This window comes from Shewanella sp. Isolate8 (assembly GCF_022398495.1).
Taxonomy (GTDB): Bacteria; Pseudomonadota; Gammaproteobacteria; order Enterobacterales; family Shewanellaceae; genus Shewanella; species Shewanella aquimarina.
In genome coordinates, this window is sequence record NZ_JAKEVI010000003.1 from 851,344 (window position 1) to 867,182 (window position 15,839).

Annotated in this window: 10 protein-coding genes, 1 tRNA gene and 3 rRNA genes; 4 read left to right on the top strand and 10 right to left on the bottom strand. The window is 54.7% G+C overall.

Annotated elements, in window-relative coordinates:
• The first annotated feature begins 11 nt into the window (after positions 1-11).
• A complete protein-coding gene (locus tag L1D43_RS16225) occupies positions 12-2,582 on the top strand; it encodes a PBP1A family penicillin-binding protein (RefSeq protein WP_239853183.1) in 2,571 nt (856 codons plus the stop codon).
• A gap of 170 nt (positions 2,583-2,752) precedes the next feature.
• Here the strand turns inward: L1D43_RS16225 and argH are convergent, their stop codons facing one another.
• The 5 genes from argH to argC all read right to left on the bottom strand — a co-directional run bounded on the left by argH (position 2,753) and on the right by argC (position 8,226).
• Positions 2,753-4,114, bottom strand: a complete 1,362-nt coding sequence (argH, locus tag L1D43_RS16230; RefSeq protein ID WP_239853185.1) for an argininosuccinate lyase — start codon at positions 4,112-4,114, stop codon at positions 2,753-2,755.
• 92 nt (positions 4,115-4,206) lie between these two features.
• Positions 4,207-5,430, bottom strand: a complete 1,224-nt coding sequence (locus L1D43_RS16235) for an argininosuccinate synthase (protein WP_239853187.1) — start codon at positions 5,428-5,430, stop codon at positions 4,207-4,209.
• Between the two features lie 53 nt (positions 5,431-5,483).
• Positions 5,484-6,389: an ornithine carbamoyltransferase gene (locus L1D43_RS16240; protein WP_239853189.1), complete on the bottom strand. Its 906-nt coding sequence runs from the start codon at positions 6,387-6,389 to the stop codon at positions 5,484-5,486.
• Positions 6,390-6,431: 42 nt separating this feature from the next.
• Positions 6,432-7,217, bottom strand: coding sequence for an acetylglutamate kinase (argB, locus tag L1D43_RS16245; protein WP_239853191.1), 786 nt, complete (start codon positions 7,215-7,217; stop codon positions 6,432-6,434).
• Between the two features lie 28 nt (positions 7,218-7,245).
• Positions 7,246-8,226, bottom strand: coding sequence for an N-acetyl-gamma-glutamyl-phosphate reductase (argC, locus tag L1D43_RS16250; RefSeq protein WP_239853193.1), 981 nt, complete (start codon positions 8,224-8,226; stop codon positions 7,246-7,248).
• 276 nt (positions 8,227-8,502) lie between these two features.
• Between argC and argE the strand changes: the two genes are divergently transcribed.
• The 3 genes from argE (at position 8,503) to L1D43_RS16265 (ending at position 12,963) form a co-directional block, all read left to right on the top strand.
• Positions 8,503-9,660, top strand: coding sequence for an acetylornithine deacetylase (gene argE / locus L1D43_RS16255; RefSeq protein ID WP_239853195.1), 1,158 nt, complete (start codon positions 8,503-8,505; stop codon positions 9,658-9,660).
• A 127-nt stretch (positions 9,661-9,787) separates the two neighbouring features.
• Positions 9,788-12,424, top strand: coding sequence for a phosphoenolpyruvate carboxylase (gene ppc, locus L1D43_RS16260; protein ID WP_239853197.1), 2,637 nt, complete (start codon positions 9,788-9,790; stop codon positions 12,422-12,424).
• Positions 12,424-12,963: a DUF1439 domain-containing protein gene (locus L1D43_RS16265; RefSeq protein ID WP_239853198.1), complete on the top strand. Its 540-nt coding sequence runs from the start codon at positions 12,424-12,426 to the stop codon at positions 12,961-12,963. The genes ppc and L1D43_RS16265 overlap by 1 nt, the downstream gene beginning before the upstream one ends.
• A gap of 89 nt (positions 12,964-13,052) precedes the next feature.
• Here L1D43_RS16265 and L1D43_RS16270 read toward each other — a convergent pair whose 3' ends face one another.
• From L1D43_RS16270 to L1D43_RS16290, 5 genes are all read right to left on the bottom strand, one after another.
• Positions 13,053-14,327 (bottom strand): CinA family nicotinamide mononucleotide deamidase-related protein, encoded by a 1,275-nt coding sequence (locus L1D43_RS16270; RefSeq protein WP_239853200.1) that lies wholly within the window; start codon positions 14,325-14,327, stop codon positions 13,053-13,055.
• Positions 14,328-14,917: 590 nt separating this feature from the next.
• Positions 14,918-14,994, bottom strand: a tRNA-Asp gene (locus L1D43_RS16275).
• A 36-nt stretch (positions 14,995-15,030) separates the two neighbouring features.
• Positions 15,031-15,146, bottom strand: a 5S ribosomal RNA gene (rrf, locus tag L1D43_RS16280).
• Positions 15,147-15,249: 103 nt separating this feature from the next.
• Positions 15,250-15,366: ribosomal RNA gene (rrf, locus tag L1D43_RS16285) — 5S ribosomal RNA — on the bottom strand.
• 241 nt (positions 15,367-15,607) lie between these two features.
• Positions 15,608-15,839 (bottom strand): 23S ribosomal RNA (locus L1D43_RS16290); the annotation flags it as partial.

The window sequence follows — 15,839 nt, forward strand, 5'->3', positions numbered from 1 at the left end:
GGAATTATCTGGTGAAGTGGTTTAAACGAATTACCATCGCTCTGTTCAGCCTAGCCCTTTTGGGAATAGGCGCAATTGCTGCGGCCTATTTTTATGTGCTGCCGGACCTCCCCGATGTTACCACTCTTAAGACCGTAAAATTGCAAACTCCATTACGAATTTACAGCATGGACGGCAAATTAATTTCACAATTTGGCGAAAAACGCCGCATTCCTGTCGAATATGAGCAGGTGCCGCAACAATTGATTAATGCGGTACTCGATACAGAAGATGCCCGTTTCTTCGAACACAAGGGTATCGATCCCATCGGCATCATACGTGCTGCCGTGATTCTGGCCACCACGGGTAAGAAGAGCCAGGGGGCGAGTACCATCACCCAACAGGTTGCCCGCGGCTTCTTTCTCTCCAGAGAGAAGACCTATATTCGTAAGATCAAAGAAATTTTTCTGGCTCTTAAAATTGAGAAGGCCCTGAGCAAAAAAGAGATCTTAACCCTCTACCTCAACCGCTCCTTCCTGGGTAACCGTGCCTATGGTGTCGGCGCCGCCGCTCAAGTCTACTATGGTAAGGAACTCCACGAGCTCACCCTGCCAGAGATGGCCATGATCGCCGGCCTACCCCAGGCACCTTCTGCGGCCAACCCGATACGTAATCCATCGCGAGCGATGAATCGCCGTAACTGGGTACTCAGCCGTATGCTGGAGAAAGAGAACATTACTCAGGACGAGTACCAAGAGGCGATAAGGGCTCCGATCACCGCCAAGTATCATGGCGCCGAGGTAGAGCTTTACGCCCCCTATATCTCAGAGATGGCCCGCGACTACCTAGTTGATACACTCGGTGAAGAGGAAGCCTATACCGGCGGCTACAACGTCTACACCACGGTCGATTCTCGCCTGCAGATGTTGGCTCAGGAGGCACTACGCAATAACGTCTACGCCTATGACGAGCGCCACGGCTATCGCGGCGCCACCAAAGTATTATGGGAGGCCGAAGCCTCAACCGAGCTAGACGAGACTCAAATCGTTGCGCAGCTTAAGCAGACTAAAGGCTTCCAGGGACTCGAGCCTGCTGCCGTCACCGAGGTCGCCGAGCAGAGTGTCAAGGTTATCAACGCCAAGGGGGAGACCCTCACCCTCGAGTGGGAAGGACTAAAGTGGGCACGTAAATTCATCAGCAACAAGCGCCAGGGCAAGGCCCCCAAGACAGCAGGCGAGATCCTCAAAGCCGGTGAGCAGGTCTGGATCCGCAACAATGGTAACATCTGGCAGTTGTCTCAGATCCCCGAGGTGGCCAGCGCCATCGTCTCACTGGATCCTAAGGATGGCGCCATCAAGACCCTGGTCGGTGGCTACAGCTTCCACACCAGCCAGTACAACCGTGTTACTCAGGCCAAACGTCAGCTAGGCTCCAACATCAAGCCCTTCATCTACACAGGCGCACTGGAAAAAGGTTATACCCTGGCGACGCTCATCAACAACGCTCCCATCAACAATGCCGATATTCGTCAGGGCACGGCGTGGCGTCCAAAGAATTCCCCCGATAAGTATACGGGGCCGACACGCCTAAGGGTGGGACTGGCACAATCGATCAACGTCATGTCGGTACGCGCCATGCGCTATACGGGGCTGGAAAGCGCAATCGACACCCTAGTGAAATTCGGTTTCGACCGCGAAGATCTGCCGCAAAACGAATCCCTGGCCCTGGGGTCACCTTCGGTCACGCCGCTACAAGTAGTCACCGCCTTCTCGGTATTTGCTAACGGCGGTTACCGGGTAGAGCCTTACTTTATCGACCATATCGATAATGCCTACGATCAGACGATAGAAGAAGCCAACCCAACCCTAGCCTGTACACCCGAGCTAGTCGAACCGCAGACGCTTCCAGCGGACGATCCGTTTGCCGCCATGGCACAGGAGCTACCAAGCCAAGAGGACGCGAGTCAGGAGATCGCCAGCCAGAAGATAGCTTCTGAAAATCCTAGGTGTCCGAGCACGGCTCGCCATGCGCCGCAGATCATCAGCAAACAGACCGCCTTCTTGATCACCGAAGCGCTCAAGAGTGTTATCTGGGGCGGCGGCGATTGGAGTAAAGGAACGGGCTGGAACGGCACCGCCTGGCGCGCCGCACGCGTCGTCAACCGCCGCGATATCGCCGGTAAGACAGGTACCACCAACGAATCGAAAGATACCTGGTTCAGTGGTTTTTCGCCGACGCTGGCCACCACAGTTTGGGTGGGCTTCGATGATCACAGCATCGAACTGGGCCGCACCGCATGGAACACCAATGGCGCGAAAGATCAGATCTCGGGTGCAGAGGCCGGTGCCAAGACAGCCGGCCCAGGCTGGAACGAGTTTATGAAGAATGCCCTCCAAGGCACGCCTGAGCTACCTTCTCCGCCACCGGAAGGGATAGTGTCGGCCCGTATCGACCTGGGCACAGGCAAGTTGAGCCGTAAGACAGACTACACCACCAAGTTTGAGTATTTCATTCAGGGTACCGAGCCTAAGGAGTTTGCCACCGAGGCGCAGACTCAGGAAGATATCTTTATCGACGATTCGGTGGAAGATCTCTTCCAATAACGGTCAATTGGGCTGGTGCCACTCGCCACCAGCCCAGTTAATTTCACTAGCCTTAAGCCATTTTTTAGTGAATTCATAGCGCCAATTTTTTGAAGCGGATAAAACTTTAGATGTAAAAAAACCTGCGACTGCAGGTTTTTTAATCAATTGATTAAGCAGATCTTATCATTTTAGGCCTTAGCCGCTAACGCCGCCTTCACCTGAGTCAGTGACGTGCCACCCAAGGCCTCACGTTTTGCCAGGCAAGAGTCGATCGTCAGACATTGATATACATCTTCCTCAATGACAGCGGCGAACGCCTGCAGGCTAGCCAGCTCGAACTCTTCGATAGGCTTCTTCTGGGCAATCGCCTCGACTACCACCTCACCCACCACATGATGCGCCTCTCTAAAGGGCATGCCTTTGGCCACCAGATAATCAGCCAGCTCGGTTGCATTGGCATAGCCCTGCTGGGCCGCCGATAGGGTATTCTCTCTGTTGACCTTTAGGCCTGAGAGCACCAGCGCAGCCATCTCCAAACAGATAGACCAGCTGTCCATTACGTCAAACAGACCCTCTTTGTCTTCCTGCATATCCTTGTTATAGGCGAGTGGCAGGGCCTTCATGGTGGTCAGTATGCCCATCAGGCTGCCATAGACCCGGCCCGTCTTGCCACGGATCAGCTCGAGTGCATCTGGGTTTTTCTTCTGTGGCATGAGCGAAGAGCCCGAGGTGACCTGATCGTCCAGCTCGATAAAGCCCGCCTCGCCACTGTTGAAGAAGATGAGATCTTCTGCCATGCGGCTCAGGTGCATCATGCTGATGGCGGCATCGGAACATAACTCGACCACATGGTCACGGTCAGACACAGTATCTAAGCTATTAAGGGTTGGCGAGGCAAATCCCAAAGACTTGGCTAGCGCATGTCTGTCCATGGGATAAGCGGTACCGGCCAGCGCGCCGGTGCCGAGCGGACAGGTATCGAGACGTTGCAAGCAGTCTTGCAGACGGCTGATATCACGCTCAAACATCTCCACATAGGCCAGACACCAGTGACCGAAGGCCACAGGCTGCGCCCGCTGCAGATGGGTGTAACCCGGCATCACGGCATCCAGCTCACGACTGGCCAGTGACAACAGCGCCCCTTTCAGTTGCGTTAGCAGTTCAAGCAGCACCTGGCCTTCCTTCTTACACCAGAGTTTCAAATCGGTCGCCACCTGATCGTTACGCGAACGGCCGGTATGCAACTTCTTACCCAGATCGCCCACCTTGGCGATCAAGGCCTGCTCGACGAAGCTATGAATATCTTCGGCGCCCGAGGCCAATATGGTCTCAGGCTGATCCTTCACCTCGGCCAGCAACGCTTGTAGCGCTTGTTTGAGCGCCTGGCACTCCTCCTGAGTGAGAATACCCACGCCCGTGATGGCATCGGCCCAGGCAATGGAACCGACAATATCCTCTTCCACCAGACGATAGTCGACCGGCAGAGAGTCATTGAAAAGTTTAAACAGTGCGCTGCTCTCTTGGCTAAATCTTCCGCCCCATAATGCCATCTCACTATCCTCTTAAATAAGCTCTAAAATCTGCTCTAAAACCTGTTCTAAAAATGAAGGGGCGTTCGCCGCCCCTTATTACCTAGTCGACTCTACTTAACGTTAAGCGCCCGGATGCGGCTCGCCAGAGAATAGAGACGAATGAAGCCTTCCGCATCTTTCTGGTTATAGACTTCGTCTTCACCAAAAGTCGCAAACTCTTCAGAATACAAGCTATTAGGTGAACGTTTCTTCACCGCCTGTGCCTGACCCTTATACAGCTTCAGCACGACTTCACCATTCAATAGATCTGCCAGCGGCTTGGAGGCGCCCAGTAGGGATTCACACAGAGGCGTGAACCAACGACCGTCATAAACAAGATGCGCCATCTTGGCACCAACCTGCTCACGCCATTCGCGGCTGGTCTTGTCCAGTACCAACTCTTCGATCGCCCTAAGTGCGGCAAACATCACTGTACCGCCCGGGGTTTCGTAGCAACCACGGGACTTCATGCCCACCAGACGGTTTTCGGTGATGTCGATACGTCCCACACCGTGGGCGCCGGCAATCTCGTTGAGCGCCATCAAGGCGCCGTAAGGCGTCAGCGCCTCGCCGTTCACCTTAGTGATACGACCGGCTTCCATCTCCACCGACACATACTCTGGCTCATCGGGAGCATCTTCCGGCGCGACCGTCATGGTCCACACCTCTTTGCTTGGCTCGTTCCACGGATCTTCCAGCTCGCCACCTTCGTGGGAGATGTGCCAGGCATTGGCGTCACGGCTATAGATCTTAGTGGCCGATGCTGTGGTCTTGATGTTGCGCTCCGCCAGATAATCCAGCAGATCTTCACGGCTCACCATGCTCCACTCACGCCAAGGGGCGATAACGGTAAGATCCGGTGCCAGGGCGGCGAAACAGCCCTCGAAACGCACCTGATCGTTACCCTTGCCGGTACAACCGTGACATACGGCGTCGGCGCCCACCTTGCGGGCAACTTCTACCTGAGCCTTGGCGATGATCGGTCGCGCCATAGAGGTGCCCAGCAGATAGGTGCCTTCGTAGATTGCGCCTGTGGCTATGGTGGGATAGATATAATCGGCCACCAGCTCCTCTTTCAGATCAACGATATGACACTCGGATGCGCCCGAGGCGATCGCCTTCTCATGTAGCCCCTCAAGCTCGGCCTCGCCCTGACCCACGTCGGCACAGAAGGCAACGATCTCACAGTTATCATAGGTCTCTTTCAGCCAAGGAATGATCGCCGATGTATCCAGACCACCCGAATAGGCCAGTACCACTTTTTTCACCGATGCTTTGTTGTTTTCGATAGACATTTCGTTTTCCTAAATACTCAATTCGTTGGCCCAATCACCATTGGGAAGATTCGTTAACTCAGTAGGGTCACCAACACGGCATTTTGCGCATGCATGCGGTTCTCTGCCTGTTGCAAGATCAGTGAGCCGGCCCCATCGACCACCTCGGCAGCTACCTCGACGCCACGGTAAGCAGGTAGGCAATGCATAAAGAATTTGGCTCCCGCCTTGTTCATCATATCGGTATCTACATGATAAGGCGCAAATTTGGCTTTGATCTCATCTAGACTGGCGTTGTCTCCCATGGAGATCCAAGTATCAGTATAGATGGCATCATGGCCGGCGATCGCCTCGACATCTGAGCTCAATACCAACTCGCCACCGTGGGCCTCGGCAATGGCTTGTGCCTCGAGCACCACTTTGCCGTCGGGGAAGTGGCCCTGCGGGCAGATCACCGTCATCTTGGCACCCAGCAGCGCCGCGCCATACATGAGCGAGTGGGTCACGTTGTTACCATCGCCAACATAGGCCAACTTTACCTTACTGACATCATCGAACTGCTCCGCCAGGGTCAGAAAATCAGCCAGCCCCTGACAGGGGTGATACATGTCCGACAGCGCGTTGATCACAGGCACAGTGCCATGTTCGGCGAGCTGCTCTATGGTCGAATGGGCGAAGGTTCTTGCCACTATGGCATCGGCCCAACAGGAGATGTTGGCGGCAAAGTCAGATACCGGCTCACGCTTGCCCAGGGCACCATTTTGCTGATCTAGGTAGAGACAATGACCACCTAACTTATTGATACCGATATCGAAGCTTACGCGGGTTCGCAGCGATGGCTTCTCGAATAACATCACCACACTCTTACCGTCGAGTGCCTTGCGATAGTCTTCTGGGTTGGCCTTGATCGTCTTCGCCAGGGCAAGTAAGTCGATCAGCTGCTGCTGGGTAAGCTCTTTTATCGATAGTAGGTGATTCATATATCTACTCCTAGATGAATACTCTTCTCATGTTCCGTTTAATTAATGTGGCATAACCTGCGTGCCGATAGACTCGCCCTTCTCCAGCGCGCTCAACTGCTCGGAGTCGCGCCATGAGGCCACCTGTACCGGCTGCCCCATCCACTGCGCAACCTCTAGTGCCGCCTCGACCTTGACCTTCATCCCCTTCTCGATAACGCCTAACTTGGTTAGCTCATCGGCGTGGGCCTTATCCAGGGTCTTGATCAGCTGCCCCTTACCGTCGAGCACGCCGCTCACGTCGGACAGCAACACCAGCTGGCCTTCCACCAGCTTGGCGATCACGGTCGCCGCCTGATCGGCGTTGACGTTCAGCAAGTTGCCCGCATCATCTACGGCAATCGAGCTGACAATCGGCATCCAGCCCTGGGCCAATAGGAAGTTCAGGTAAGTCGGGTCATTGGGCGACACTTCACCCACGAAGCCGAGCTGCTCATCTTTGATGCTGCCATTGACTATGGCGCCATCACACAGGCTCATGCCCACACTCGTGATGCCCGCCTTGATGGCACTGGCCTGCAAGATCTTGTTAGAGGTACCCGCCAGCGCGCCCACCACAATCGGCACCTGCTCTTCGGGGGTGACACGCAAACCATCCAGCTTGACCGTCTCCATGCCATTGGCCTTGAGCTGCTCGTCTACCAGGCAACCGCCACCATGAACCAAGATGACAGATTGGCCCGACTTGATGATGTTGGCCGCGCTTGCCATCAGGCGCGCCAGCCCCATCTCACACTGCATCAGGGCGCCACCCACTTTAAGCACTAAGGTTTTCTTATTTGCCGACATAGCTACTTCTCTCTCACAGGTGACAATATTAATAATTGAAATGAATCTTTATGCATTGATGCGCCTGACTGGCAGCACCTTTCATCAGATTGTCGATAGCGCTTGCCACCACCAGGTAGCCATTGAGGGGATCGTACTTCCATCCCAGCAGGCAGTTAGGGGTATGCACCACGTCGTCAACCTTAGGAAATTGATTATGGTACACATTCACCAGAGACGCCGACTCATACACCTCATAGGCCTTGGCAATATCGGCTTCGCTCACTCCGGGCTTCATCTGCACGGTAATGGTAGCCAGGATGCCACGCTTAAAGTTGCCCAGGTGAGGAGTGAAGATCACCTGCTGTCCTAGGTGAGTCGCTATCTCGGGTTGATGTCTATGACCCAGGACACCGTAGGGCGTCAGGCTCACCTCGCAGAAGCTGGTGTGCAGCTGCGCCTTTCTGCCTGCACCGGTCACGCCGCTGATGGCATTGATCACCGGCAGGCTGTCTGTCATCAGATCTTTCAGGGGTTTCAGTGCCGTCAGTGAAGCCGTGGGATAACACCCTGGCACGGCAATCATCTTGCTCGCGGCAATCGCCTCGGCGTTCCACTCCGCCAGACCATAGACAGCCTCGGCCAACACCTCTGGGTAGATATGCTCGAAACCATACCATTTGGGATACTGTTCGCTATCGGCAAAACGGTAGGCGCCGGAAAGGTCGAACACCGCCAGACCCGCCTGATAAAACCAGGCCGCCAGGTGCAGGCTCACACCATGATCGGTCGCCAACACCACGGCATCTGCCTCATCGACTATGGTCTGCTTGGCCTGCTCTGTTAGCGGTGCCAGGCTAAGATCGATATGGCTGTAAACCGGATACAGGCTAGCCAAAGTTTTGCCCTTATCCAGACTGTTTTCAGAAACATAGAGGCCTTGAATCTTAAGCTGATCATCGGCCTGGATCAGTGAAGTAACCTGAGCACCTGTGTAACCACTGGCGCCAATTATCGCTATGCTTTTCATACTTTATGACTTCTATATTGTGTTAACGGTAAAAAAGAGAGGGGCACTGCTTAAGCCCTGGTATAGATACCAATATGACAAGATTATCGTCGCAGGAAGTGATTACAGCTAACCTTATATGCAAAAAGTAAGAAGAAATTGTTCATTTTTTATCTCTAAGTTAAGCCTTTAATAATGGCGCTCGTTTTAGCTGTTTGATAGACTAACACAACAAACTAATTATGCAATAATATTGAATAGATATTTTTAAATAAAGTTGGTGATTTGAGTCAAATGATGAAAACCTTTCCCGATATCAAGCAATCCTTCCGCGAGCTGATCGCCACGCCGTCCATCAGCGCCCTCGAAGCCGAACTCGACATGAGCAACCAAGGCGTGGTGATGCTTCTGAGCCAGTGGCTCACCGATCTGGGCTTCGACTGCCAGATGCAGGCCGTCCCCGACACCCGTGGTAAACACAACCTGTTGGCAAAGATCGGCCAGGGACGCGGTGGACTGCTGCTGGCGGGACATACAGATACGGTTCCTTTCGACGAGGGACGCTGGAGTCAGGATCCCTTTACCCTGACCGAGAAGGATAATCGCTGGTATGGGCTAGGCAGCTGCGATATGAAGGGCTTCTTCGCCCTGGTCATAGAGGCGGTGCGCCAGATGCCGACCCAAGATTTCGTGCGGCCGCTCTACATACTCGCCAGCGCCGATGAAGAAACCACGATGAATGGCGCCAAGGCCTTCGCCCAGTCTAAGGCCATCGCGCCTGAATATGCGCTCATAGGCGAGCCCACCGGCCTAAAGCCTGTCTACATGCATAAGGGACACCTGGCACAGGGCATCCGCATCACGGGGCGCAGCGGTCACTCTTCAGATCCGGCCAAGGGACTCAACGCCATAGAGATCATGCATCAGGTGATCGGCCAGCTCCTTAAGCTGAAGCAACACCTGGCAGAGCACTACCGCGAAGAAGCCTTCAGCGTGCCCTATCCCACCATGAACTTTGGCCATATCCACGGCGGCGACGCCGCCAACCGCATCTGCGGCTGCTGCGATCTGCACCTGGATATCCGCCCCCTGCCCGGCCTGCCGTTAGAGGCCTTGGAGCAACTACTGACCCAATATCTGGCCGAGCTGAGCCAGCGCTATCCTGGTGCCATCAGCATTAGCCAGCTCTATCCCGGCTCGCAACCTTTCGCGGGGCAGGCCGATGCCCAATGGTCCCAGCTGGTCGCCGAACTGTCGAACCAGGCTCCCGAGGTGGTCAACTATGCTACCGAGGCGCCCTATATTCAGCAACTTGGGTGTCAAACCTTGGTCTGGGGGCCTGGCAGCATAGAGCAGGCACACCAGCCGGACGAGTACCTGGACACCGCCTATATCAACAAAACCGTCGACTTACTCAAACAGTTGATGTACCACGCCTGCATCAAAACCTCATAGGATCACTTAAAAAATTCACGCAGGGTGATATAGAACACATAAGCATACGATATGAAGATATGCCGTATTGACCTAAACCTGATAGCCTAGGTAAGGTGATTGATTAACTCGTGGGTATGGAGCATTTATGACAGATATGTACGCGTCGCTGCGATCCAATGTGGGCACGTTAGGCCAAATATTAGGCGATACCATTCGCACACACATGGACGAGCCCTTTTTAGACAAGATTGAACAGATCAGACACCTGGCCAAGAGCTCTCGCCAAGGCAACGATACCGCCAGGGAACAGATGCTTACCCTATTGGCGGCCCTACCCGACGAAGAGTTGGTCCCCTTTGCCAAGGCCTTCAACCAATTTCTCAACCTGGCCAACATCGCCGAGCAGTTCCATACCATCAGCCGTAACTGTGACGAGCTGGTATGTGTGCCCGATCCCGTGGATCAGCTCCTCGGACGTATGCTCAACGGACGCATAGATCAAGACAAGATGCTCGAGTGCCTACAGACACTGGATATCGATCTGGTACTCACCGCGCACCCGACCGAGATCTCGCGTCGCACCCTGATCCAGAAATACTCCGCCGTGGTCGATTGTCTCGCCACCATGGAAAACCCGCAGCTCACCGAGCGCGAGAAGAAACAGAATCACCTCAGACTCAGACAGCTTATCGCCCAGATCTGGCACACCAACGAGATACGCCACGAGCGCCCAACACCGGTGGACGAAGCCCGCTGGGGACTAAGCACCATAGAGGCCTCGCTCTGGCAAGCCATTCCCGACTTTCTGCGCCAGCTCAACGAGCAGGTCGAAGAGCGCACCGGCAAGCAGCTACCCAGCGACATAGCCCCCATCCGCTTCTCCAGCTGGATGGGCGGCGACCGCGACGGCAACCCCTTCGTCACCGCCAAGGTCACCCAGGAAGTATTGGATCGCAACCGTCACACCGCAGCGCGCCTTTATCTCAAGGATGTGGTCTTGCTGGTGAACGAACTGTCGATGGAGGAGGCCAATGAGGAACTTTTGGCCCTCACAGACAACAGCCACGAACCTTACCGCGTGGTGCTGCGGGAACTAAGACAGAAACTACGTGACACCATAGATTACCTAAATGCCCGCCTCGAGGGGCATTCACCCGAGGTGGATCTCGATAGCCTTATCTGGCATGAGGATGACCTCAAACAGCCCTTGACCCTGCTCTACCGCAGCCTGACCGAATCGGGCATGAGCCTGATCGCCAACGGCCTACTGCTGGATATGCTGCGTCGTCTGGCCTGCTTCGGCATCCATATGCTGCGCCTGGATATCCGCCAGGATGCCCAGCGCCATAGCGATGTCATCGCCGAGCTGACCCGATACCTGGGCCTTGGCGACTTCGACCACTGGGACGAGCATGAGAAGCAGGCCTTCCTGCTGCGGGAACTAAGCGGTAAACGCCCGCTGATCCCTCATAACTGGGAACCGAGTGCCGAGGTCGCCGAGGTGATCAGCACGGTCAGATTGATCGCCAGCCAGTCGCCTAAGGCCCTGGGCTCCTATGTCATCTCCATGGCCAGTCAGCCTTCGGATGTATTGACTGTGCTCCTGCTATTGAAAGAGGCAGGATGTCAGCATCCGATGCGGGTGGTGCCACTGTTTGAGACCTTAGACGATCTCAACAACGCCGCCACCTGCATCTCGGCGCTATTCGACATCGACTGGTACCGCGGCTACTGCAAGGGCAGCCAGGAGGTGATGATTGGTTACTCCGACTCGGCCAAAGACGCCGGGGTCATGGCGGCCGCCTGGGCACAATACAGCGCGCAGGAGAAACTGGTTAAGGTCTGCAACCAAGCCGACATCAAGCTAACCCTGTTCCATGGTCGTGGCGGCACCATAGGCCGTGGCGGCGGACCAGCCCACAAGGCGATCCTGTCACAGCCACCGGGTTCGGTAGATGGCCGCATCAGGGTAACGGAACAAGGCGAGATGATCCGCTTCAAGTTCGGCCTGCCTAAGCTGGCAGTGCAGAGCCTGGCGCTATATACCTCGGCCGTGATGGAGGCCACCCTGTTGCCGCCACCAGAACCTAAGCCAGAGTGGCGCGAGGCGATGGAACGACTCGCCAGTGACTCGGTCACCGCCTACCGCGCCATAGTGCGTGAGGAGCCAGATTTTGTCGCCTATTTCCGCGCGGCAACCCCAGAAGTCGAGCTAGGCAAGTTACCGCTGGGTAGCCGCCCCGCGAAGCGTCGGGTAGATGGCGGTATCGAGAGCCTGCGCGCTATCCCCTGGATCTTCGCCTGGTCGCAAAACCGCTTGATGCTACCAGCCTGGCTGGGAGCAGGTGAGGCGCTGCAACAGGCAGCCGACCGCGGCGAGCTCGCCCTACTAAGGGAGATGGAGCAAAAGTGGCCCTTCTTTGAGACGCGCATCTCCATGCTAGAGATGGTTTACGCCAAGGCCGAGCCTAACCTGGCGAAGTACTATGAGACCTGCCTAGTGCCGCAAGAGCTACATCATCTCGGCGAAGCCCTACGTAGCCGTATGGCAACAGGCATTAAGGTGGTCTTGGAGCTGACCCAGTCCGACGCCTTGATGTCGCATACCCCATGGAATCGTGAATCGGTAGAGCTACGCAACCCCTATATCGACCCGCTCAACTTCCTCCAGGCCGAACTCCTGGCGCGTACCCGTAAGGAGCAGGCAGGATCAAGCAATGTCGAGCTGGCACTGATGCTCACCATCGCCGGTGTGGCGGCGGGCATGAGAAACACGGGTTAATGAGAAGCCTCGCCCTAATAGGCGTGCTGATGCTGAGTTTGACTGCATGTGTCAGTCAATACAGCATCAGCGAGCGCCAGCTCACCAACTACCTGAACGACGAGATGCATTTCGAGGTCAAAGAGGGCAATCGCTTCTTTGGCATAGAGATGAAGATCAATGATGTGAAGGTCAAGCTTGGCCACAAGGCCGACACCATGGCGATCACGGCGAGCAGTCTGATCAAGGTGGCCAACCCGCTGATGCCGCTCAATGCCACCATGACGGCCGAGTTCGAAGCCAAACCTTGGTATGATGCCGAACAGCACAGCCTCTATCTGAGAGACCTAGCGTTGGTGAGCCTGAGCTCTAATCCAAAAGATCTCGAACAGGCCATAGGCCAAGTGAGCCCGCAGCTCATGGGCTTCATCACCCATTTTCTTGAGACCCAACCTGTGTATGTACTCGATACCCAGGAGGGTAATCAGGCGCTTGTCGCCGAGATGACCAAACGCATCCAGGTCGTCCCGGGTAAAATTAACCTCGTCTTTAAGGATTAATTCGGCTTCAAACCTCGCTGTTATGGGCGCTTTACGTTAACACCTTAACGCTAGGTGCCGTAACGCTAGGCGCCTTCATGCCTATTTAGTTATCTCGCAAATCTCGGGTAAGAGGAATAGTCCACCAATACCGGCGACTCTTTCAGCTCACGCCTGAGCATATCCAGCGCAACCGCCGTGCTCAGCTGTCTCACCAGCTCCCGGGAACGCGCCGGAAACTTAAGCATCTGGCTATACACGCCTTGCCGGGTCGCCAGAGCAATCGCAACCGTCCCCACCGGCTTCGCCTCGCTGCCACCTTCGGGCCCTGCAATACCACTGGTGGCCAGCGCATAGTCGCTGTCCAGCAAGCCTCTGGCGCCCTTGGCCATCTCCTCAACCGTAGCAATAGATACAGCGCCGTGATCGTCCAGGGTTGCAGGCTTAACCCCTAACACCCTAACCTTGGACTCGTTGCTATAGGTCACCAGTCCCTGATCCAGATATTGGGAGCTGCCGGCAAAGGCCACAAGGTTGTTGGCAATCATGCCGCCGGTACAGGACTCGGCAATACTCAAACGCTTACCGGAAGATAGCAGCCCGTTGTGGATCACCTGTGCCAGAGAGGTCACGTTATGCCCCACCACGGCATCGCCCAAACGCGCAAGCACCTCATCTTTTACCCTATCTAACTCGGCTATAGCCTCTACCCCTCGAGCGAACAGCTTAATCTCGATATAGGGCATGAAGGAGCGATAACCTAAGGTCATCCCCTCGGGAAGCGGCATGCCCTCGAGCTTATCCGCCAGTGCCGATTCTCCCTGACCTATTGTCAGTAGTTTCTGCACCTCGACTTCGACATGGCTATCGGCGATCTGCTCCACAAAGGGGATAAACTGCTCGGTCACCATCTTCTTAAATTCGAAGGGTACCCCGGGCGTAAAGAAGAGCCAGGCACGATTGAGTTTGACGCGAAAACCACAAGCCGTGCCGACAGGGTTGTCCACCATGATGGCCGATGCGGGTAACATCGCCTGTTTCAGGTTGCTCTCGGGCATGTGTCGACCGTTACGCGTAAACCATTCTTCGATGCGCTCCCGCCACAGCGTACACTCAACTAAAGGTTCACCCTTGGCCATTGCCATCGCCTCGGAAGACATATCGTCACTGGTTGGACCCAGTCCGCCATTCACCAGAATGACATCGGCGTGCTCGCTGCGTTGCCGAAACACCTCGACCAGATCATCCAATCTATCGCCTACCGTGATCCGCTGCTGCATCTCTATGCCGTGATCCATCAAGGCATTTGCTGCCCATGCCGCATTGGTATCGACTATCTGTCCGGACAACACCTCTTCACCGGTGCAGATCATTTCTATTTTCATATCCATCCCTTGAAACTAAGACATTTCACTTGGCCATAAGGTAGGTAAGGCCGAGGGCAATAGCAATAGGAAGTAAGGCAGCCTGTTCGATATTCATGCAAGGTGGCCTTATGCCCGCTTTACAGATTCTCGGTTCTAGGTAAAAGTACACCGGCGATCTTGGCCACTTTTACGAGTAAGAAATTCGGATTGGCGATCGATAGCATCGCAATGACTAAGGCTGAAACACCATAAGGAAAGAGAGGGTTAATCGAAAGAAATTGGAAAAGGCCAAAACGAAAAAAGCCCTAGCATTGATGCTAGGGCTTTCGTCTTAATGTTGGTGGGCGCATATCGCGAAGCGATGTGCTCATGCGCGCGAAGTGAAACGAGCCGGGGAGGACGGGACCGACGGTCCGGCATTGGCCCGTGTGCCTTCGGCACGCGAGACAGGCCGCTTCCAGTAAGAGTCTAACCAACTGAAATGCCTCTCCTTTAACTGCAGCGGCTTTCTCTAACCAAAACAAAATAACCCGCGATGCCAAACGAAAACAAACGAGAACAAACGAAAAAAGCCCTAGCATTACTGCTAGGGCTTTCGTCTTAATGGTTGGCGGAGCGGACGGGACTCGAACCCGCGACCCCCGGCGTGACAGGCCGGTATTCTAACCAACTGAACTACCGCTCCTTTAGTAACACGCTTACGCGGGATACTAAATTAGGCGCCTGGAAATGACCTACTCTCACATGGGGAGACCCCACACTACCATCGGCGCGATTGCGTTTCACTTCTGAGTTCGGGATGGGATCAGGTGGGGCCACAATGCTATGGTTTCCAGACAAATTCTTACTGGTTAATTCTTCGTCTGACGGCATTGTTTCCTCGCTGCAGTGCTCATGTACTCTAGTACACTCCGCGCTTCGCTTCGTTACGGCTTTGTCAGCCAAACAATTACCTGCGTAACACATGGGGAGACCCCACACTACCATCGGCGCGATTGCGTTTCACTTCTGAGTTCGGGATGGGATCAGGTGGGGCCACAATGCTATGGTTTCCAGACAAATTCTTACTGGTTAATTCTTCGTCTGACGGCATTGTTTCCTCGCTGCAGTGCTCATGTACTCTAGTACACTCCGCGCTTCGCTTCGTTACGGCTTTGTCAGCCAAACAATTACCTGCGTAATTAACCGAAATAATAAATTTAGAAAGCTGTTTGAGTTCGCACTTCAATCAAGTACTTTTGTATTCTTTTGATTCAGTAACCATTACTTACTTTGCAGTAAAAACCCTTTTGGGTTGTATGGTTAAGCCTCACGAGTCATTAGTACAGGTTAGCTCAACGCCTCACAACGCTTACACACCCTGCCTATCAACGTCCTAGTCTCGGACGGCTCTTTAGAGACCTTAAAGGTCTAGGGATGACTCATCTTAGGGCTCGCTTCCCGCTTAGATGCTTTCAGCGGTTATCGATTCCGAACGTAGCTACCGGGCAATGCCATTGGCATGACAACCCGAACACCAGCGGTTCGTCC